Annotated in this window: 21 protein-coding genes; 16 read left to right on the forward strand and 5 right to left on the reverse strand. The window is 46.3% G+C overall.

Annotated elements, in window-relative coordinates:
- Positions 1–14 precede the first annotated feature (14 nt).
- On the reverse strand, positions 15–1,583 hold the full coding sequence (gene cimA / locus VST71_12230; GenBank protein ID MEC4686485.1) for a citramalate synthase: 1,569 nt from the start codon (positions 1,581–1,583) through the stop codon (positions 15–17).
- Positions 1,584–1,758: 175 nt separating this feature from the next.
- Here cimA and VST71_12235 point away from each other — a divergent pair, with 175 nt between their 5' ends.
- The 9 genes from VST71_12235 (at position 1,759) to VST71_12275 (ending at position 9,384) form a co-directional block, all read left to right on the forward strand.
- Entirely contained in the window at positions 1,759–2,703 is a 945-nt protein-coding gene (locus VST71_12235) for a ribose-phosphate pyrophosphokinase (GenBank protein ID MEC4686486.1), read from the forward strand.
- Between the two features lie 79 nt (positions 2,704–2,782).
- Complete coding sequence (locus VST71_12240; protein MEC4686487.1) at positions 2,783–3,430, forward strand: 50S ribosomal protein L25; 648 nt, start codon at positions 2,783–2,785, stop codon at positions 3,428–3,430.
- 11 nt (positions 3,431–3,441) lie between these two features.
- Positions 3,442–3,990: an aminoacyl-tRNA hydrolase gene (pth, locus tag VST71_12245; GenBank protein ID MEC4686488.1), complete on the forward strand. Its 549-nt coding sequence runs from the start codon at positions 3,442–3,444 to the stop codon at positions 3,988–3,990.
- 10 nt (positions 3,991–4,000) lie between these two features.
- Positions 4,001–5,347, forward strand: coding sequence for a 16S rRNA (cytosine(967)-C(5))-methyltransferase RsmB (gene rsmB, locus VST71_12250; protein ID MEC4686489.1), 1,347 nt, complete (start codon positions 4,001–4,003; stop codon positions 5,345–5,347).
- Positions 5,344–6,054 (forward strand): PASTA domain-containing protein, encoded by a 711-nt coding sequence (locus VST71_12255; protein MEC4686490.1) that lies wholly within the window; start codon positions 5,344–5,346, stop codon positions 6,052–6,054. The genes rsmB and VST71_12255 overlap by 4 nt, the downstream gene beginning before the upstream one ends.
- Positions 6,045–6,701 carry a ribulose-phosphate 3-epimerase gene (gene rpe, locus VST71_12260; GenBank protein MEC4686491.1) on the forward strand — a complete coding sequence of 219 codons (657 nt, stop codon included), beginning with the start codon at positions 6,045–6,047 and terminating at the stop codon, positions 6,699–6,701. Before VST71_12255 ends, rpe begins: the two co-directional genes overlap by 10 nt.
- Entirely contained in the window at positions 6,691–7,260 is a 570-nt protein-coding gene (gene pgsA, locus VST71_12265) for a CDP-diacylglycerol--glycerol-3-phosphate 3-phosphatidyltransferase (protein MEC4686492.1), read from the forward strand. Before rpe ends, pgsA begins: the two co-directional genes overlap by 11 nt.
- Complete coding sequence (locus VST71_12270) at positions 7,260–8,546, forward strand: DUF512 domain-containing protein (protein ID MEC4686493.1); 1,287 nt, start codon at positions 7,260–7,262, stop codon at positions 8,544–8,546. Before pgsA ends, VST71_12270 begins: the two co-directional genes overlap by 1 nt.
- A gap of 4 nt (positions 8,547–8,550) precedes the next feature.
- Positions 8,551–9,384, forward strand: a complete 834-nt coding sequence (locus tag VST71_12275) for a shikimate dehydrogenase (GenBank protein MEC4686494.1) — start codon at positions 8,551–8,553, stop codon at positions 9,382–9,384.
- A 44-nt stretch (positions 9,385–9,428) separates the two neighbouring features.
- On the opposite strand, the gene VST71_12280 is transcribed toward VST71_12275, so the two are convergent.
- Positions 9,429–9,941 (reverse strand): DUF2155 domain-containing protein, encoded by a 513-nt coding sequence (locus VST71_12280; protein MEC4686495.1) that lies wholly within the window; start codon positions 9,939–9,941, stop codon positions 9,429–9,431.
- Positions 9,942–10,120: 179 nt separating this feature from the next.
- Between VST71_12280 and rsmD the strand changes: the two genes are divergently transcribed.
- Genes rsmD through VST71_12295 form a run of 3 tightly spaced genes read left to right on the forward strand, consistent with a single transcriptional unit; the run spans position 10,121 to position 11,856 of the window.
- Entirely contained in the window at positions 10,121–10,726 is a 606-nt protein-coding gene (gene rsmD, locus VST71_12285; protein MEC4686496.1) for a 16S rRNA (guanine(966)-N(2))-methyltransferase RsmD, read from the forward strand.
- Complete coding sequence (coaD, locus tag VST71_12290) at positions 10,723–11,208, forward strand: pantetheine-phosphate adenylyltransferase (protein MEC4686497.1); 486 nt, start codon at positions 10,723–10,725, stop codon at positions 11,206–11,208. Before rsmD ends, coaD begins: the two co-directional genes overlap by 4 nt.
- Positions 11,209–11,856: a radical SAM protein gene (locus VST71_12295; GenBank protein MEC4686498.1), complete on the forward strand. Its 648-nt coding sequence runs from the start codon at positions 11,209–11,211 to the stop codon at positions 11,854–11,856.
- Between the two features lie 7 nt (positions 11,857–11,863).
- On the opposite strand, the gene nrdR is transcribed toward VST71_12295, so the two are convergent.
- From nrdR to rpiB, 3 genes are all read right to left on the reverse strand, one after another.
- Positions 11,864–12,328: a transcriptional regulator NrdR gene (gene nrdR / locus VST71_12300; protein MEC4686499.1), complete on the reverse strand. Its 465-nt coding sequence runs from the start codon at positions 12,326–12,328 to the stop codon at positions 11,864–11,866.
- Between the two features lie 221 nt (positions 12,329–12,549).
- Positions 12,550–13,785 carry a serine hydroxymethyltransferase gene (gene glyA / locus VST71_12305; GenBank protein ID MEC4686500.1) on the reverse strand — a complete coding sequence of 412 codons (1,236 nt, stop codon included), beginning with the start codon at positions 13,783–13,785 and terminating at the stop codon, positions 12,550–12,552.
- A 13-nt stretch (positions 13,786–13,798) separates the two neighbouring features.
- Positions 13,799–14,260: a ribose 5-phosphate isomerase B gene (gene rpiB, locus VST71_12310; GenBank protein ID MEC4686501.1), complete on the reverse strand. Its 462-nt coding sequence runs from the start codon at positions 14,258–14,260 to the stop codon at positions 13,799–13,801.
- Between the two features lie 318 nt (positions 14,261–14,578).
- Between rpiB and VST71_12315 the strand changes: the two genes are divergently transcribed.
- From VST71_12315 to ndk, 4 genes are all read left to right on the forward strand, one after another.
- Positions 14,579–15,820, forward strand: coding sequence for a homocitrate synthase (locus tag VST71_12315; protein MEC4686502.1), 1,242 nt, complete (start codon positions 14,579–14,581; stop codon positions 15,818–15,820).
- Positions 15,817–16,899 carry an isocitrate/isopropylmalate dehydrogenase family protein gene (locus VST71_12320; GenBank protein ID MEC4686503.1) on the forward strand — a complete coding sequence of 361 codons (1,083 nt, stop codon included), beginning with the start codon at positions 15,817–15,819 and terminating at the stop codon, positions 16,897–16,899. The genes VST71_12315 and VST71_12320 overlap by 4 nt, the downstream gene beginning before the upstream one ends.
- Before the next feature lie 149 nt (positions 16,900–17,048).
- The gene (gene mdh, locus VST71_12325) at positions 17,049–17,987 is read left to right on the forward strand and encodes a malate dehydrogenase (protein MEC4686504.1); all 939 of its coding nucleotides are present in this window, start codon (positions 17,049–17,051) and stop codon (positions 17,985–17,987) included.
- A gap of 133 nt (positions 17,988–18,120) precedes the next feature.
- On the forward strand, positions 18,121–18,546 hold the full coding sequence (gene ndk, locus VST71_12330; GenBank protein MEC4686505.1) for a nucleoside-diphosphate kinase: 426 nt from the start codon (positions 18,121–18,123) through the stop codon (positions 18,544–18,546).
- The last annotated feature ends 14 nt before the right edge of the window (positions 18,547–18,560 follow it).

Below are 18,560 nucleotides of genomic sequence, written 5' to 3' on the forward strand. Positions count from 1 at the left end.
GTGCAGTAATTATCTTACTCTTCTTCCTTCAGAAGTTTGTACTCGATACTGTCAACAAGTGCCTGCCAGGAGGCCTCGATTATATTCTCGCTGACGCCCACAGTGTTCCATCGGCCCTCGGCATCACCTGATTCAATCAGTACCCTCACCTTTGCCGAGGTCCCACTGCCGGCAGCCAGAACCCTTACCTTATAGTCAATGAGTTTGACGGCCTTCAATTGAGGATAGAAGTTTTCAATCGCTTTTCTCAGGGCATTGTCAAGGGCATTTACAGGGCCATCACCTGTGGCAGCTGTGTGTTCAATATGGCCGCCCACCTTCACCATTATGGTGGCTTCACTCAGGGGGTCCTCTCCTTCCTTCCTCTTCTCTACAATTACCCGGAACCCTATAAGATCAAAAAACCTCCTGTGGAGTCCCAGTGTTTTCTTCATTAGCAGCTCAAATGATGCCTCTGCTGCCTCAAACTGAAAACCCCTGTTCTCAAGGTCTTTGATTGTGGCCAGTATCTCCATAAGCTGGGGTGAGTCTTTGTCTATATGGAGTCCGAATTCCTCAGCCTTTCTCAGGACGTTACTCCTGCCCGCAAGGTCGGAGATGAGAATCCTGCGTGAGTTTCCAACAAGCTCAGGCCTTATGTGTTCATAGGTCTCCGGCCTTTTTGCAATGGCAGAGACATGGATTCCGCCCTTGTGTGCAAATGCGCTTTCCCCCACATAGGGCTGTCGCTTGAAATGTCTCAGGTTTGCAATCTCGGTTACAAACCGTGATGTCTCCATGAGCCTGTTGAGCTGCCTCTCAGTGATGCACCCGTAACCAAGCTTGATCTGGAGGTTTGGGATTATGGAGCAGAGGTTGGCATTACCGCATCTCTCTCCAAGGCCGTTTATTGTGCCCTGTACATGCCGGGCCCCTGCCTGGACTGCTATCACAGAGTTTGCCACACCACACTCGGAGTCATTATGGGCATGTATGCCTATAGGGGTTTTTAATATCTTCTTTATTCCGGATGTTATCTTTTTGACTTCTCCAGGGAGGGTGCCGCCGTTTGTGTCGCACAGGACAAGACAGTCTGCGCCTGCCTCCCTGGCTGCAAGCAGGGATTTTACGGCATAATCCGGGTTGTCCTTGTAGCCGTCGTAGAAGTGTTCGGCATCAAAGAAGACCTTATCCAGCCTCTCCCTGAGATAGCGGATTGTGTTGTATATGATGTCGAGGTTTTCCTTAAGACTTATCCGCAGTGCATGTTTTACATGAAAATCCCAGGACTTGCCAAAGATAGTGGCAATTCCGGTCTCTGCTGCAAGGATGGATTTTACGTTGCCGTCATTTTCCACCTTGATTCCCGCCCTGTGGGTACTGCCAAAGGCCACAACAGCGGCATTCTGCAGGTGCAGTTTCCTTGCCTTTCTGAAATAGCGGGCATCCTTTGGATTGGCCCCTGGAAAGCCGCCTTCAATGTAATGGACGCCGAACTCATCAAGTTTCTCTGTAATCCTGAGCTTGTCCTCTACAGAGAAATTTACATCCTCGGCCTGAGAGCCATCTCTCAATGTTGTATCATAAATTTCTATTTTTGTCATTTTCCTGCTCCTCTGAATCGCTAACAGTTATTTATAAATTACTCTAAATTTGATTTAAAAAACAAGAAACATTCGGTATTTTGAGTTGTTGAGTTGAAAGAAACTCGCTTTAAGAGTTAAAATAGATGCCCAAGGTTATAGTTCCCCCTATAAATTCAGTGAAAGGAGTTGTCTTATGCCTGAAGGAATCAAGATACTTACGGGTAATGCCAATAGGCCGCTTGCTGAGGAGATCTCGAATTTTCTCGGTGAACCCCTTACGGCAGCTACTGTTACAGCTTTTATCGATGGAGAGATAATGGTCCATATTGATGAGAATGTCAGGGGGGCTGATACTTTTGTCATCCAGCCTACATGTACCCCTGTTAATCATAATATAATGGAGTTATTATTGATCATTGATGCCCTGAAGAGGGCGTCTGCAAGGAGAATTACCGCTGTTATCCCTTACTATGGGTATGCCAGACAGGACAGGAAGGTGCAGCCCAGAGTCCCGATCTCTTCAAAGCTTGTGGCAGACCTTATTGAGACTGCCGGAACTCACAGGGTCCTTGCCATGGACCTGCACGCCGGGCAGATACAGGGGTTTTTCGATATTCCGGTTGATCATCTCTATGCCACTCCGGTTCTTCTTGATCATATAAGAGAGCACTATCCCAATGGCGACCTGGTCATTGTATCCCCGGATGCCGGTGGTGTTGAGAGGGCAAGGGCCTTTGCAAAAAGACTCGGATGCTCCCTTGCCATAATTGATAAACGGAGAGAGCGTGCAAATGTCTCTCAGGTAATGAATGTTATCGGTGATGTCAGGAACAAGGATGCAATGATACTCGATGACATAATTGATACTGCCGGAACTACAGTACAGGCAGTGGAGGCCTTGAAAGAGAGAGGGGCAAAGAGGGTTTCTGCCGCTTGTACACATGCCGTGCTTTCGGGTCCGGCTATAGACAGGATAAATGCCTCTCCCCTTGAAGAGGTTATAGTCACAAATACCATACCCCTTGACAGTAAAATGGAGAAATGTAGTAAAATAGTCAGTTTAAGTATAGCCCTTATTTTTGCTGAATCAATAAAGAGAATACACGAGGAGACATCGATCAGTTCCTTGTTTGTGTAATTAAAAATACTGTTTTTGATGCAGATTAACCTGGATATAAAAATCTGCGTCCTAATTTCGAAGTTTGAAGGAGGAATAAATGGAAAGGATTACTTTGAGTGCAGAACACAGGACCGAGGCTGGAAAGGGAATTGCCAGGTCATTGAGACGTCAGGGATATATGCCTGCCGTGATTTACAGGGCAGGCAAGGCAACGCCTATAAAACTGAAGAAGCAGGATATTGTTAATTTTCTGAATTCCACGATGGGCGAACAGGTGATGGTTAATCTCCGGTTTTCTGATGGTAACCTAAGGCTGGCCCTGTTGAAGGATTATCAGGTTGACCCTGTAAAGGGAGAGCTCCTTCATACTGATTTTTATGAGGTTTCACTCAAGGAAAGGGTGAGGGTAACGGTTTCCATAGTACTGACCGGTGAACCGGTAGGAGTCAAGAAAGAAGGGGGAATCCTGCAGCAGGCCCATTCTGAACTGGAGATAGAGTGTTTACCTGATATTATCCCCTCGCATCTTGAGATTGATGTCAGCGGGCTGAAAGTCGGTCACTCTTTACACGTCAGTGACCTCTCCCTTCAGGAGGGCATCAGGGTTTTTGATAATCCTGAGGAAGTTATAGCAACGGTCATAGCGCCGACTATGGAGGTTGAAGAAGTTGCTCCTGAAGAAGCAGAGACTGCCGAGCCCGAGGTAATAAAGAAGGGGAAGAAGGAAGAGGCTGAAGAGGGTTGATATAGTTGTGGGTGATAGTCGGCCTGGGCAATCCCGGCAGAAAATACAGTTTAACCCGGCATAACATAGGGTTCATGGTAATCGATTCCCTGTCAGAGAGACTACAGATAGTCTTTACTGAAAAAGAGAAGTATCTGAGGGGTGAGGGGCTTTACAAGAATAACAGGCTTATTCTTGTAAAGCCCCTCACTTATATGAACCTGAGCGGATCAGCGGTCAGGGAGGTTTTAAGGATGAGGAATTGTCCTCCTGAGAGGCTCATTGTTGTTCATGACGACCTTGCCCTGCCGGTGGGAAGGATCAGGATCAGGGAGAGAGGCTCTTCCGGAGGACACAGGGGCATTCAGTCCATTATCGAATCCATAGGCACAAATGAATTCATTCGTGTAAAGATAGGGATCGGCAGGTCGCCGGAGATTCCTGCTGAAGTCTATGTCCTTAAAAAATTCATTCCTCAGGAGAGAGAGATTATTAATGAGGCTGTTGAGTCGGCATCTGATGCAGTCCTGTCTATCATTGAGAAAGGTGTAAGCAGGGCAATGACCGAGTACAACAGATAACCCCCTTCCTATGAAAAAGAATAATCCACGGTTGCTGGCACTTCGTGCTTTAAATGAAATATGGCGGAAGGACAAGAGGCCCCGGGAGGTGCTTGACTCTTATGCCGACACACTTGACAGCAGGGACATGGCCTTCATCCAGGAGCTGGTTTATGGCGTTATCAGGAACAGGCTTTACATTGACTGGTGTCTGACTGCATATTTAAAAGACCCATCAGGACTTAAATATGCTACCCTGAATAACCTGAGACTTGGCGTCTATCAGGCATTTTTTATGCGGGTCCCTGACAGGGCTGTAGTATTTGAGACAACAGAGGTTGAAAAGTTTGCAGGAAGAAATACAGGGCTCGTCAATGCAGTACTCAGAAAGATTATAACCGGAAAGGCATGCCCTCCCTTGCCGGAGGACCCCGTAGAGAGGCTATCAATCCTCACATCTCATCCCGTATGGCTTGTAAGAAGATGGATTGAACGGTTTGGCATTAGTGAGGCAGAGGCCCTGGCAAAGGCAAATAATACGATACCTCCGCTGACCCTTCGTGTAAATACACTCAGAACAGACAGGGAACAAGTGGCCGCGAGGTTGTCGGAGATGGGCATAGAGTTCAAATACACAGACTTCTCACCTGTCGGGATAAAGATACAGGGTAGTTATGTATTCAGGGAGATAGAGGGTTTACTGGGTGATGTATTTATTCAGGATGAGGCGGCTCAACTGATAACTTATCTCCTGCAGCCGCAGGAGGGTCAGGCAATACTCGATGCCTGTGCAGCCCCGGGAGGAAAGACGACCCATATTGCCGAGTTGACCGTGGACAGGGCCAGGGTCTATGCAGTGGAGAGCAGTGCCGAACGGTTAAGGATATTACAGGAAAACGTCAGGAGACAAGGCCTCGGTTCAGTCAGGATGATATGCTCGGACATAGGGGAGTTCAAGCCCCCCGAAGGTTTTCACAGAGTTCTGCTCGATGCCCCCTGTTCGTCCCTTGGTGTTATCAGGCGTAATCCGGATGTCCGGTACAAACACAGCCCGGAGGTGCTGGGACGTTTTCATGAAAAACAGGTGGAGATGCTTACCGCTGTCAGCAGGCATCTTCTTCCTGGCGGGATACTGCTGTACTCTGTCTGCTCTACAGAGCCTGAGGAAGGGGAAGAGGTTATAAGGAGTTTCTTGCATAAAGAGAGGGATTTTTTTATTATAGATGATACGGAAAGTTTGCCCTCAACTTGTGATGAAGACCCTTTAGTGGATAATTTGAGAGAACTGATAAGTGATGAGGGATACTTCAGGACCTATCCGCACAGGCATGATATGGACGGTTTCTTTGCAGTAAGACTCTCAAAAAAGGGAATATGAAAGGTTTTATAAAAATAAGCCTCTACATCTCGCTGTTTATCTTTCTGGCCATTGTGAGCAGTTATCTTACCTTTTGGGTGATGGGCTCCAAGAAGACTGTTACAGTCCCTGACCTCAGGGGACAGAGCCTTGTTGATGCCAACAAGGAACTCCTGTCAAAGAGGCTTTATCTGAAGATAGGGGGTGAAGACTTCAGCACTGAAGTGCCGACCGGATATATCATCAGGCAGGAAATCCCCCCGGATAACAAGATAAAAGAAGGGCGAACCATAAGGGTAATAATCAGCAAGGGGCCACGGATATACTATATGCCGTCATTTGTCGGCCTCAATCTGGACGAGGCAAGAGAACTTGCAATAAAAAAGAGTATAAAGATCAGAAAGATTATCAAGGTTCACTCCGAGAGTTTTGAAAAGGGAACAGTGATTGCACAGAGACCTGCCCCTGAGGAGAAGGGTTCGGATAATATTACATTTCTCCTGAGTAAAGGACCCTTTCAGACACTTTACTCCTGCCCTGACTTTACGAAGATGTCCCTTGATGAGGCAAAGACCCTGTCAGACCGGCTGGGGATAGAGCTTGAATTGATCGATTACGGCAGTGTCATAGCTGAGCAGACACCTCAACCAGGAAGTATTATAAGGAAAGGAGAGTCTGTTAAATTAAGATTAAAGTACGAGGAGGAACAGGAAATCAGATGGTTATGATTGCGCCGTCCATACTTTCGGCTGATTTTACCCGGCTTGGCGAAGAGATCAGGAAGGCAGAGGAAGCCGGCGCTGATATGATTCACATTGATGTAATGGATGGCCACTTTGTTCCGAATATCTCCATAGGCCAGGAAGTGGTGAGAGGGATCAGGAAGGCCACAGGTCTGCCCTTTGATGTTCACCTCATGATAGAAGACCCTGACAGGTATCTCTCTGACTTTGTTAATGCCGGGGCTGACATAATTACAGTGCATCTGGAAGCTACCTCTCATCTGCACAGAACAGTTCAGTGGATAAAGGAGAGCGGTAAGAAGGCTGGAGTATCAATCAATCCCGCCACCCCGGTGTGGAGCCTTGAAAGCATTCTTTCAGAGGTCGATCTTGTCCTTGTAATGTCGGTCAACCCGGGGTTTGGCGGGCAGAGCTTTATTCCACAGAGTCTTGACAAGATAAGGATGCTGAAGAGGATTATCCGGGAGAGGGGGCTTGATATCCTTATTGAGGTTGATGGGGGTGTCAAGATAGATAACGCACGAGAGATTGCTGATGCAGGTGCAGATATACTGGTTATGGGGTCGGCTTTCTTTAACTCAGTGGATTATTCTGAAGTTGTCAGGAGATTCAGGGTGGAGAATGGGGCCTGATATTGCCGTTTCAGACTCCGGGGAGATGACATTGAAGCATTTCAATATACCTAACTCACTGACCACCCTCAGAATTATCCTTGTACCCGTCTTTGTGAGTGCTTTAGTCTACAAAAAATATGACTATGCCCTCTATGTATTTATTGTTGCAGCAGTTACGGATTTCTTTGATGGACTGATTGCAAGGGCGAGAAACCAACAGACTGCACTTGGTAAATTCCTTGACCCTGTGGCCGATAAATTTCTTCTTGTCACCTCCTTTGTCCTCTTTGCCGTATATGGTCTGGTGCCGAAATGGCTGACAATAACAGTTATCAGCAGGGATATTATCATAGTGACAGGGTGGTTGATACTGTATTTGACTTCTCACAGGACGAGAGTCGAGCCGAGTCTTCTTGGAAAGCTTGCAAATGCCTCCCAGCTTATTTTACTCGTTTATATCCTCCTTCGTGTAAATCTTGACAGGGATGTATTGCCCGCACCGGAACCATTGATTATTGTGACAGCTGTTTTAACGGTTCTCTCAGGGGTACATTATATCTACAGGGGGCTTGCCTGATGTCAGGAGGTGTAAGCGGAAATATAGTTGGAACTGCAAGGCCTGACAGTCCTGCTGAAAGAGCCGGTATCAGGCCTGGTGATATGTTGCTGACCGTTAACAAAAAAAGAATACACGACTCAATTGATCTTGTTTTTTATACTGATAGCCTGGATTTGAATATCTCGGTAAAGAGAAAGGACAGGATTATACGGACCACGGTAATCAGAGATGAAGGAGAGGATCTCGGGATAGAGCTTCGTCCGTTCCGCGTAAAGACTTGCAGGAACCGGTGCATTTTCTGCTTTGTAAGTCAGTTGCCAAAGGGGTTGAGGCGTAGCCTTTACATCAAGGACGAGGATTTCAGGATGTCCTTTCTCTACGGCAGCTACATTACCCTTTCCAGCATAACCCCTGCAGAGAAGAAGAGGATTATTGAACAGAGGTTGAGCCCCCTTTACATCTCGGTCCATTCTACAGACAGGGAGATAAGAAACACCCTTCTTGGTAACAATAATGCTGCGGATATAATGAAGGAATTGAAGTGGCTCGCAAAGAACAGAATACGTATTCATGTGCAGGTTGTCCTCTGCCCGGGATACAATGATGGGGATAAACTCGTTAGCACCATAAATGACCTGCATAAATTCTATCCATATGTCTCATCTATTGCAGTTGTGCCTGTTGGTCTGACGAGGCACAGGAAGTCCCCGCTGAAGCCGGTGGGGAAAGACGAAGCCCTTGAAACCGTTTCTATAATATCGGATTTTCAGAAGAGGTTTATGAAAAAGCACGGGGATGCCCTGGTATATGGCTCTGATGAGCTTTATATCCGGGCGGAAAAGAAGTTTCCTTCCCTTAAGTATTATGGTGAATTTCCACAGATTGAAAACGGTGTTGGCATGGTTCCACTTTTTCTCCATAAGGCTGCAAGGATAAAATCCCTCAAAAGGCCCTCCGGACAGAGATTTCTGACCGTAACCGGCACATCCTTTTATCCATTTCTCAGCAGGTTTGTTGAGCGTCTGAAGAACCAGGTCTGTATTGATGTTATCCCTGTAGAGAACAGGTTTTTTGGTGAAACGGTGACAGTAGCAGGACTGCTTACAGGAAGGGATATCATACAGAGCGTTGCTGATTTGTCCTCTGACCATGATGTGCTGCTTCTCCCTGACGTTATATTCAGGGACGGTCAGGATATCCTTCTCGATGACATAACAGTGGAAGAGCTGGAGCGTATACTGAGGATCAAGGTGAAGGTGATTGATCCTACACCCCGGGGATTAATAAACGCACTGGAGGAATAAAAATATGTCTATAAATGCCAGAACAAAAATAACAGGTCTTATCGGTTATCCTGTAGAGCATAGCCTGTCGCCTGACATGCACAATGCTGCCTTTGAACACCTTGGTCTGAATTACTGCTATATTGCCATGCCTGTTAAACCGGGAGGACTTCCGGATGCCGTTAAGGGCATAAGGGCGCTGAACTTCCATGGCAGCAATGTTACCGTGCCGTATAAACAGGATGTAATTCCGCTTCTGGATGAGATTGATGATGAGGCAGGGTTTATTGGTGCTGTAAATACCATAAGGAATGACACTGGTCTGTTGAAGGGATTTAATACAGACGGCAGGGGGTTTATGGAGTCATTAAAAGAGGCAGGGGTTGACCCGTTTGGAAAGGATATATTCATCATAGGTGCCGGAGGGGCGGCAAGGGCTATAGGTTATTACCTTGCTCAGAGGGCATTGAGACTCTATATCTTTGATGTTGATTCCGCTAAGAGCCTGCCGCTTGTGAGAGATCTTAAGAAGCTGAACAGAGAGGTTTTTGCAGTGGAGGACAGGGATAGTATACGTTCATCTGATATAGTTATTAATGCAACCCCCCTTGGTCTGAAAAAGGATGACCCGCTTCCGCTGCAGATGGACCTCCTCCGGAGAGAACAGGTTGTTTGTGACCTTATTTACTGGGATACCCCGCTCATAAGGGGTGCAGGAGAGAAGGGGTGCAAGACTGTTAACGGCCTTGGAATGTTGCTCTGGCAGGGGGTGTTAGCTTTTCAGATATGGACAGGTATTATCCCTCCGGTTGACTTGATGCGAGAGGTTTTAGTCAGGGGAATGGAAGGCCGGGAATAATACCCCGCCGTTTTAGCGGCGGGGAGTGCTGTAATTTTCCATGGTTATTTTTTTGCGGGTATTGCTTCAATAAGGGTCAGGCTGTACTTTTCGTGCTGAAAAGGATGAATTGTAGGGAAGTTTGAGTAGAGCCAGCTTTTAAATATCTCCTTGTCTCCCTCATAAACTGTAATATGGACTGCCGGATTTTTGAGTTCGTCCGAAGCCGATGTTATGCTCAGTCCATCCATTCTGAAATCGGGCAGAAAATCTCCAATCTTGATCTTTATATTCGAGTTTGGGATTGTGTACTCAGAGCCAAGCTTTATAGTGACCACTTCCTTTTTGTTTGAAGTCTTATCAAGTATCTCTATTTTAACGGCCTCCCATTTGCCCTTGACAGAATCCGGGACAACAATCCTGGTCTCCCCCTTGGGCATCATTGATTCCCCTTTAGGCATCATTGTTTCATGAGCTGGTGCCTGAGCCTGTTGTACAGGCTCTTCTTTCTTTTTACATGCCCCAAAAGATAACAGTAATCCGATTCCTGCAGCTATAGCGATTATCCTGATTTTCATGTCTCCTCCTATAGAGATTAGATGTTAAATTAGAGTCAGATTTTAGCACGTTATTTAATAATTTATCAATCCTGAATCACAAGCGTGAATTGCTGATATGCCCGGCTTTCTCCCCGTGCCCTCGAGGTGTTATAATAAAAAATGGTTTTATAACAGAATAACCTTTTTATATTAAGGATATGATGAAGGAATTGAGGATTACAGCGGGTACGGCAAAGGGAAGAAGGCTGAAGGCCGTTGCTGTCTCGGAAGGGTCACCTCTAAGGCCGACAGCCTCAAAGGTGAGGGAGGCTCTTTTTAATATAACAGGCCCCGGGATTTGTGGTGCAAGGTTTCTTGACCTTTACGCCGGTACAGGTGCCGTAGGCTTTGAAGCACTAAGCAGGGGGGCTGGATTTGTTGTATTTGTTGAGATAAACCCCGTCAGGGTAGAACTTATAAGGAAGACCGGCCTGGAACTTGGTTTTTTGACACGTATGAAGGTTTACAGGATGCAAGCCTTTGAATATCTCAAAAAGGCCGAAGACTATGGTGACACCTTTGATTTTATCTTTATAGACCCTGCATATCAATCTGACGAAGTGATGAAGGTCTTGCCATTCATTGCAGAGGGAGGGATGCTGAATGACCGGGGAATGGTTATGGTAGAGCATTTCTCCGGAAAGTTGCTCCCGGAATCAGTGGGGGGGTTGAGGCAGAAGAAGAGATATATTTACGGGGATACCGTCTTGACGACATTTAAGTCTGAACCAGAGATAAACGGTTATTGGAAGGAGTTTGAATGAAAAGAATTGCTATCTGTCCGGGAACATTTGATCCCATCACCAATGGGCATATTGATATAGTCATGAGGAGTCTCAGTATCTTTGATGAGATTGTCGTTGCTGTTGCCCCGAATCCCAAGAAGACGCCTCTTTTTGAAGTTGAAGACAGGATGGACCTGATTCGGGAGTCTTTTAAGACCCTGGAACGGGTTACAATTGAATCATTTGACGGGTTACTGGTAAATTATGTGAAACAGAAAGGCGGGGTTGCCATTGTAAGGGGACTCAGGGCAATTTCGGATTTTGAATATGAGCTGCAGATGGCCCTGATGAACAGGAGGCTTGATTCCGGAATCGAGACGGTCTTCATGATGCCCAGTGAGGAGTACTCTTTTTTGACCTCAACAATGATAAAGGAGATTGCCTCCTTTGGCGGGTCTGTCAAAGGGCTTGTGCCTGAAATTGTTGAGAAGGCGCTGAGTGAAGTATTTAAACTCAAATAGATGACTGATGGCGTAAGACTTAAGATATGTGAAACCTTTGTCAGCATACAGGGTGAGTCGAGTTATGCCGGGCAGCCCTGTTTTTTTGTTAGACTGACAGGATGTAATCTCCGGTGTCATTGCTGTGATACCACCTATGCCTACTCTGATGGTAAAGAGATGGATATAGGGGAAATTCTGTCCGGAGCAAGAGACTCAGGGGTAGGGCTGGTTGAGGTTACCGGAGGTGAGCCCTTGCTGCAAAAAGGTACTCCCGCACTTATAAAGAGTCTGTGCGATGAGGGTTTCAGCGTGCTGGTAGAGACTAATGGTTCAATGAAGATTGATGGCATAGACAGCCGTGCAGTGGCTATCCTTGACATAAAGACACCGGGCAGCGGTATGGCAGAGGAGATGTTCTTTGGAAACCTTGAGATACTCAGACCCCATGACGAGATAAAGTTTGTTATTGCAGACAGGGCTGACTATGTCTGGACAAAGGGTGTTATCGAAAAGTTCGGACTTGCGGGGAGAAATATCCTCCTTTCCCCTTCATTTGGCCTGCTTGCCCCTGAGGTCCTTGTTGGATGGATAATTGCGGACTGTCTGAACGTGAGATTAAACCTGCAATTACATAAATATGTATTTGGCGACAGGAGAGGGGTTTGACGCTTGCTTACTCTTTCTTTTTTGCCTCAAAAAGACTTTTTACTTCATCCATGAGTTCATTTATGTCCTTAAACTGCCTGTAAACAGAGGCAAACCTGACATATGCAACCTTGTCAAGTTCCTTTAGGGCATTCATAACCTCTTCCCCTATCCATGTGCTCTGTATCTCTTTTACCCCCAGCTCAAGGAGTTTCTTTTCAATTCCGTCTACTATTCCTTCAAGGGTTTCAGTTGAAATGGGTCTCTTTTCACATGCCTTTTTCAGACCTGACAGTATCTTGTATCGCTCAAAAGTCTCTCTGCGGGCATCTTTTTTAACCACCATCGGCAAAACATCCTCTATCCGCTCATACGAGGTAAAACGGCGTTCACACCCAAGACATTCCCGCCGCCTCCGTATGAGGTCCCCCTCCTTACTCATTCGTGAATCTATAACCCTGTCATCTAAATTTCCGCAGAATGGACATTTCATGGTTTTGACTCCGATAAGACAGTTTTAAAAATAATTAACCACAGAGACACAGAGCCACAGAGAAAGACAGAATAGAATTTCTGGACACTGATTGCACAGGTTTTTTGAGATTTACTGCTCTTAACTATATAATTTCAGGGATTTAAGTTAGAATTTTGTTGAAATCTCAGTGTCTCAGTGTCTCTGTGTTATTTATACCAAGGTAGTTATCTATCATCATTTCAGTAAATGGGGAACTTGTTACAGAGGGTAAGCACACGTTCCTTCAAGACCCTAAGCTCCTCCTCATTCTTTGAATTATTAATAACCTCATCAATAATCGCGGCAATCTCTGCCATCTCTTCCTCAGCCATTCCCCTGGTAGTTACACAAGGGGAGCCAAGCCTTATTCCACTGGTTATTGTAGGTGGTTTTTCATCATAGGGTATCGAGTTTTTATTCACGGTTATTCCGGCTATATCAAGGCTTGTCTCGGCTTCCTTGCCTGTGATGCCCTTCCCTGTAAGGTCAACAAGCATCAGGTGGTTGTCGGTTCCGCCCGAGACTATATCAAAACCCCTTTGAACAAGCTCTGCAGAGAGCCTTTTGGCGTTGTCAACGACTCTTCTCTGATAGCTTTTAAACTCCCCGGTCAGTGCCTCTTTAAAGGCAACCGCCTTTGCAGCAATGACATGGACAAGAGGGCCGCCCTGCGTACCTGGAAATATCATTTTATCTATTTTTTTTCCAAACTCCGACTTGCACATAATCATCCCACCACGGGGCCCCCTGAGGGTCTTGTGGGTGGTTGTTGTGACAAAATCCGAGTAGGGAAATGGTGAGGGATGTACTCCGGCGGCAATAAGTCCGGCAATGTGGGCAATATCAGCAAGCAGGTAGGCGCCTACCTCGCTGGCTATGTCGGCAAATGCCCTGAAATCAATAGTCCTTGAGTATGCGCTTGCCCCTGTAATTATAAGTCCCGGACGATGCTTCCTTGCAATGTCCCTGACTTCATCCATACCAATATAGCCGTCTTTATTTACTCCGTAGGTTACCGGATTGTATAAAAAACCTGAAAAATTTACAGAGGCTCCGTGAGAGAGGTGCCCTCCATGGTTCAGGCTCATTCCAAGTACAGTATCTCCAGGCTTAAGGACAGAGAAGTAGACGGCCATATTGGCCTGTGTCCCTGAGTGGGGCTGTACATTAATGTGCTCAGCTCCAAAGAGCTCCCTCGCCCTCTGAATTGCGAGGTCCTCAACCTGATCGGCAAATTCGCAGCCTCCATAATAGCGTCTTCCAGGATATCCCTCAGCGTATTTGTTTGTGAATACAGAACCCTGAGCTTCAAGGACTGCCTGTGAGGCATAGTTTTCCGAGGCAATAAGAAGTATCTTGTTTTTTTCTCTCTCTGTCTCGTTAATAACTGCATCATAGACAGCGGGGTCAACAATTTTCAATGATTCAAGACTCATCTCTGCTCCTTCATCACTCTTTGTTTCCTTCGTTGAGTTTTGTTTCTATTTTTGAAATCTTTTCAAGTCTCCTTGAATGCCTCTGTCCTTCAAAAGGGGTTTCAAGCCATATCTTTACTATCTCCGCAGCAATCTCATCATCTATTATTTTTGCACCAAGGACAAGAACATTTGAATCATTATGAAGACGGCCCATCCTGGCAGTAAGGGGGTTGTGGCAGAGTGTTGCACGGACACCCGGAAATTTATTGGCTACAATTGACATGCCGAGTCCTGTGCCGCATATCAGGATGCCCCTTTCAATCTCTCCTGAAGCGACAGCATCTGATACCCTTTCACCATAATCAGGGTAATCAACAGAGCAGTTATCACCTGTTCCATAATCCCGGGTATCTATCCCGAATCTCTGGAGCAGTGTTTTAATGCTTTCCTTTAGTTCCAGACCAGCGTGGTCACAAGCAATGGCAATTTTCATTGAAGACATAATATTTTTTAGTGTTCTGTTTCTGGTGTCATTTTGAGGTTTATAGACAACGACACTGGAAATTATCATAAATAACCAAAAGCATTGAAGTCAAGAAAAGAAATATTGTATAATTTATATTCAATCCGGAGAATGGACAAGAGACTGTGTTAAAGTACCTCCTGATGTGGGTTCGCTGATTTCCCGGCAGTAACCAAATAATTTCGTGAAACGTCTCTATTTGTCACCCTGAACTTGTTTCAGGGTCTCATAAATTCGAGGATTTACACAAGAAACAAAAAAATAAATATTAAAGAGGGAGATATATATATGACTGAAAAAGGAAAGGTTTACCTGATTGATGTCACCAACCGCGATGGTGTTCAGACATCGAGGATTTTGCTTCCAAAACTTTCAAAGACCATGATAAACCTCTATCTTGACGAGATGGGAGTTTATCAGAGCGAGGTTGGTTTTCCAACCCTGAAACATGAGATAAACTATATCAATGCTAACATAGAGCTCGCACGTCTGGGACGGATAAAGACCCTCCACCTTGAGGGATGGTGCAGGGCTGTTCCTGAGGACGTGGAACTCTCTTTCAAAAACTGTCCCGGACTGAAACATATAAATATCTCGATCTCGACTTCCGAGATAATGATACAGGGAAAATTTCAGGGGAGAAAGGTTTTTAAGGACCTTCTGAAGACAACGATTGAGGCCTTGAAGACTGCAAAGGCCCTTGGTGCCGAGACAGTCGGTATTAATGCAGAGGATGCTTCAAGGACGGAGCTGGAGCGTCTTATAGAATTTGTCATTGCCGGTAAGGAGGCTGGGGCTGACAGGTTCCGTTACTGTGATACCCTTGGCGCAGATGACCCCATAACGATTTATGAGCGGATTAATGCCCTTTCTGCTGCCACAAAGTTTCCGATAGAGATGCACTGTCATAATGACCTTGGTATGGCCGAGGCTGTCTCCGTTGCAGGGGCAAGGGCAGCGATAGAGAGCGGTATGCATACTTACATAAACACTACAATAAACGGTTATGGAGAGAGGGCCGGCAATGCCGACCTGGTATCCACCATGCTGGCATTGAAGTTCTCAACGGGTCTCAGGGAGAGGGCGCCCCTTGACGAACGGGTCAATCTGAAGATGGCCTGGAGGATAGCAAAGTATGCCTCCTATGCCTTTAACATACCCATACCGATTACACAGGCCGGTGTTGGCGCCAATGCCTTTGCCCATGAGTCCGGTATTCATGCTGACGGTGCATTGAAGGACAGGCGTAATTATGAGCTCTATGACCCTGAAGATGTCGGCAGGGGAGAGCCTGACCTGCTTCAGTCAGGTAGAGTGATTACTACAGGGGCCTATGGTGGAGTCAAAGGCTTCCGCCATGTCTATGACGGGCTGGGTATCCATTTTAAAAGCGATGAAGAGGCAAGGAGGGTACTCGAGCTGGTACAGTATGCAAACCTCCATACCCAGAAACCACTGACTGATGATGAGTTGAGGTTTATTGCTTCCTATCCTGACGTGGTCAAGAAAATTCTGACGGTGAACTTCTGATGCACAGGATAACACTTATTCCGGGTGATGGAGTTGGACCTGAGATAACAGAGGCTACTGTCAGGGTTATAGAGGCAACCGGTGTTCCTATAGAGTGGGATGTGCAGGAGGCTGGTGAGGATGTTTATCAGAGCGAGGGAACTCCCCTTCCCGATCGTGTTATTGAATCTATAAGAAAGAACAGGGTTGCCATCAAGGGGCCTGTTACCACACCTGTCGGCAAGGGGTTCAGGAGTGTCAATGTTACATTGAGACAGACCCTAGACCTCTATGCATGTCTGAGGCCCTGCAGGGCTTTTAAGGGTGCACGGACCAAATTCGAAGGGCTAAACCTTGTAGTCGTAAGAGAAAACACCGAAGACCTCTATGCCGGCATCGAGTTTGCCAAGGGTTCTCAGGAGGCATTGGGGTTGATCGACTACATTGAGAAGGCCGCTCAGAAGCGGATAAGGGAAGATTCCGGGATAAGTATCAAGCCTATATCCGTGTTTGGTACGGAGAGAATAGTGAGGTTTGCCTTTGAGTATGCCAGGGCCAATGGAAGGAAAAAGGTTACTGCTGTGCACAAGGCGAATATTATGAAATTCTCTGACGGGCTTTTTCTTGATGTGGCAAGAGAGGTCGCGGCAGATTACCCGGATATCGGGTTTGAGGACAGGATTATTGACAATATGTGTATGCAGCTTGTTCAGAAACCTGAATTATATGATGTCCTTGTCCTGCCGAACCTTTACGGGGATATCGTTTCAGATCTTGCCGCCGGTCTTATCGGGGGACTGGGTCTTGCGCCCGGGGCCAATATAGGTAAGGATATAGCGGTTTTTGAGCCAACCCATGGCAGTGCACCCAAATATAAGGGACTGAACAAGGTAAATCCCCTTGCCATGATCCTCTCAGGAGTGATGCTGCTCAGGCATATAGGCGAGCGTGAGGCTGCCGTGCGGCTTGAGACGGCCGTTGCTGAGATTATAGAGGAAGGCAGGAGCGTGACCTATGATATGAAACCTGCTGCTGATGACCCCACTGCTGTCGGGACCTCAGAGGTGGCGGATGCAATTATTGAGAAAATGGCACGGTGAAATGTACAGGAAGTTGTAAACACAGAGACACAGAACATATATAATATTCCATTTATCATTTATCATTTTTTTCTGTCGGTTGTTTGTTCTTTCAATAGTAAATGAAAAATAGCAAATGACAAATGATAAATATTCCGGGTAGATAGAGAATGAGAAAATTGGTTACAGTTATAGGGGCTGGAAATGTGGGAGCTACGCTTGCACAGCTTATTGTGCAGTCGGGCCTGTCTGATGTTGTTCTGTATGATATTGTTGAGGGGATGCCTCAGGGCAAGGCCCTGGACATGATGGAGGCATCTCCGTTGTGGGATGTCAGCGTTAATATAAGGGGAGTAAACGATTTAAAGGATATTGCCGGCTCTCATATAGTCGTAATTACTGCAGGGGCGGCAAGAAAGCCCGGCATGTCAAGGGATGACCTTTTGAATATAAATGCCGGTGTTGTCAGGACTGTCAGTAAGGGGATTGCAGAATATTGTCCTGGGAGCATTGTCGTTGTTGTGACAAACCCTATGGATGTAATGGCCCAGTTATGCCGGGCAACGACCGGTTTCCCTGCTGAGAGGGTTATGGGAATGGGTGGTGTCCTTGATTCGGCAAGGTTCAGGACTTTTGTTGCAGAAGAATTGGGTGTTTCGCCTCAGGATGTTGAGGCACTTGTATTGGGTGGTCACGGGGACCAGATGGTTCCCATGCCGAGGTATACTACGGTAAGGGGGGTGCCGATAACAGACCTGCTCCCTGCCGTGAAGATCGAATCATTGAGTGAGAGAACAAGAAACGGTGGTGCAGAGATAGTTGCGCTCCTTAAAACCGGGAGTGCGTATTATGCACCGGCAGCCTCTGCCTTCCAGATGGTCAGGGCTATACTGCTTGACGAGAAGAGGGTGGTGCCGGCAGCAGTCCGTCTAAACGGTGAATACGGAATTGACGGCCTGTATGCAGGTGTGCCTGTTGTTCTTGGCTCTAAGGGTGTAGAGAGGATTATAGAGCTTCAGCTTGAAGCGGATGAGAAGGCTTTTTTTGAAAGATCGGTTCAGGCTGTAAAGGGACTTATTGAGAAGATAGGATTGATGATTGACGATTGACCATTTTCGATTGAGTATTGATTATTTCTCTGCGAACTCCGCGCTCTCTGCGTGAAAAAAATCAGTATTTATAATAAACGTTTTATGTCTGTAAGAATCTGTGGCTAACGAAAAAATGAGGAGGAATTGGTATATGGAGAGGACGCTTTCAATTGTTAAGCCTGATGGGGTCAAGAATAATTTCATTGGAGATGTGGTTGGCAGATTTGAGAAAAACGGATTAAGGGTTGCAGCTCTCAAGATGATAAGGATGAGCAGGGATGAGGCAAAGGGTTTTTATATAGTCCATAAGGAGAGACCGTTTTATGAGAGCCTTACTGATTTCATGTCTGAAGGGCCCATTGTTGTGATGGTACTGGAGGGTGAGGATGCCATATCAAAGGTGAGGGGCATCATGGGAGCTACAAACCCAAAAGAGGCTGACCAGGGGACGATAAGGGCAGATTTGGCATCTGATATAGAGAGGAATATAGTCCATGGCTCTGACTCCCCGGAGTCCGCAAAGTATGAGATTGGCTATTTTTTCTCTTTCCTTGAGATTGTTAATACCGGGAAATAAGATAAAAAAAGAAC

It is taken from the genome of Nitrospirota bacterium, assembly GCA_035873375.1.
Classification (GTDB): Bacteria; Nitrospirota; Thermodesulfovibrionia; order Thermodesulfovibrionales; family JdFR-85; genus BMS3Bbin07.

Coding starts and splice junctions, on each gene's coding strand:
- cimA (MEC4686485.1), bottom strand. CDS start 1,583: ATGACAAAAATAGAAATTTATGATACAACATTGAGAGATGGCTCTCAG.
- VST71_12235 (MEC4686486.1), top strand. CDS start 1,759: ATGCCTGAAGGAATCAAGATACTTACGGGTAATGCCAATAGGCCGCTT.
- VST71_12240 (MEC4686487.1), top strand. CDS start 2,783: ATGGAAAGGATTACTTTGAGTGCAGAACACAGGACCGAGGCTGGAAAG.
- rsmB (MEC4686489.1), top strand. CDS start 4,001: ATGAAAAAGAATAATCCACGGTTGCTGGCACTTCGTGCTTTAAATGAA.
- VST71_12255 (MEC4686490.1), top strand. CDS start 5,344: ATGAAAGGTTTTATAAAAATAAGCCTCTACATCTCGCTGTTTATCTTT.
- rpe (MEC4686491.1), top strand. CDS start 6,045: ATGGTTATGATTGCGCCGTCCATACTTTCGGCTGATTTTACCCGGCTT.
- pgsA (MEC4686492.1), top strand. CDS start 6,691: ATGGGGCCTGATATTGCCGTTTCAGACTCCGGGGAGATGACATTGAAG.
- VST71_12270 (MEC4686493.1), top strand. CDS start 7,260: ATGTCAGGAGGTGTAAGCGGAAATATAGTTGGAACTGCAAGGCCTGAC.
- VST71_12275 (MEC4686494.1), top strand. CDS start 8,551: ATGTCTATAAATGCCAGAACAAAAATAACAGGTCTTATCGGTTATCCT.
- VST71_12280 (MEC4686495.1), bottom strand. CDS start 9,941: ATGAAAATCAGGATAATCGCTATAGCTGCAGGAATCGGATTACTGTTA.
- rsmD (MEC4686496.1), top strand. CDS start 10,121: ATGATGAAGGAATTGAGGATTACAGCGGGTACGGCAAAGGGAAGAAGG.
- coaD (MEC4686497.1), top strand. CDS start 10,723: ATGAAAAGAATTGCTATCTGTCCGGGAACATTTGATCCCATCACCAAT.
- VST71_12295 (MEC4686498.1), top strand. CDS start 11,209: ATGACTGATGGCGTAAGACTTAAGATATGTGAAACCTTTGTCAGCATA.
- nrdR (MEC4686499.1), bottom strand. CDS start 12,328: ATGAAATGTCCATTCTGCGGAAATTTAGATGACAGGGTTATAGATTCA.
- glyA (MEC4686500.1), bottom strand. CDS start 13,785: ATGAGTCTTGAATCATTGAAAATTGTTGACCCCGCTGTCTATGATGCA.
- rpiB (MEC4686501.1), bottom strand. CDS start 14,260: ATGAAAATTGCCATTGCTTGTGACCACGCTGGTCTGGAACTAAAGGAA.
- VST71_12315 (MEC4686502.1), top strand. CDS start 14,579: ATGACTGAAAAAGGAAAGGTTTACCTGATTGATGTCACCAACCGCGAT.
- mdh (MEC4686504.1), top strand. CDS start 17,049: ATGAGAAAATTGGTTACAGTTATAGGGGCTGGAAATGTGGGAGCTACG.
- ndk (MEC4686505.1), top strand. CDS start 18,121: ATGGAGAGGACGCTTTCAATTGTTAAGCCTGATGGGGTCAAGAATAAT.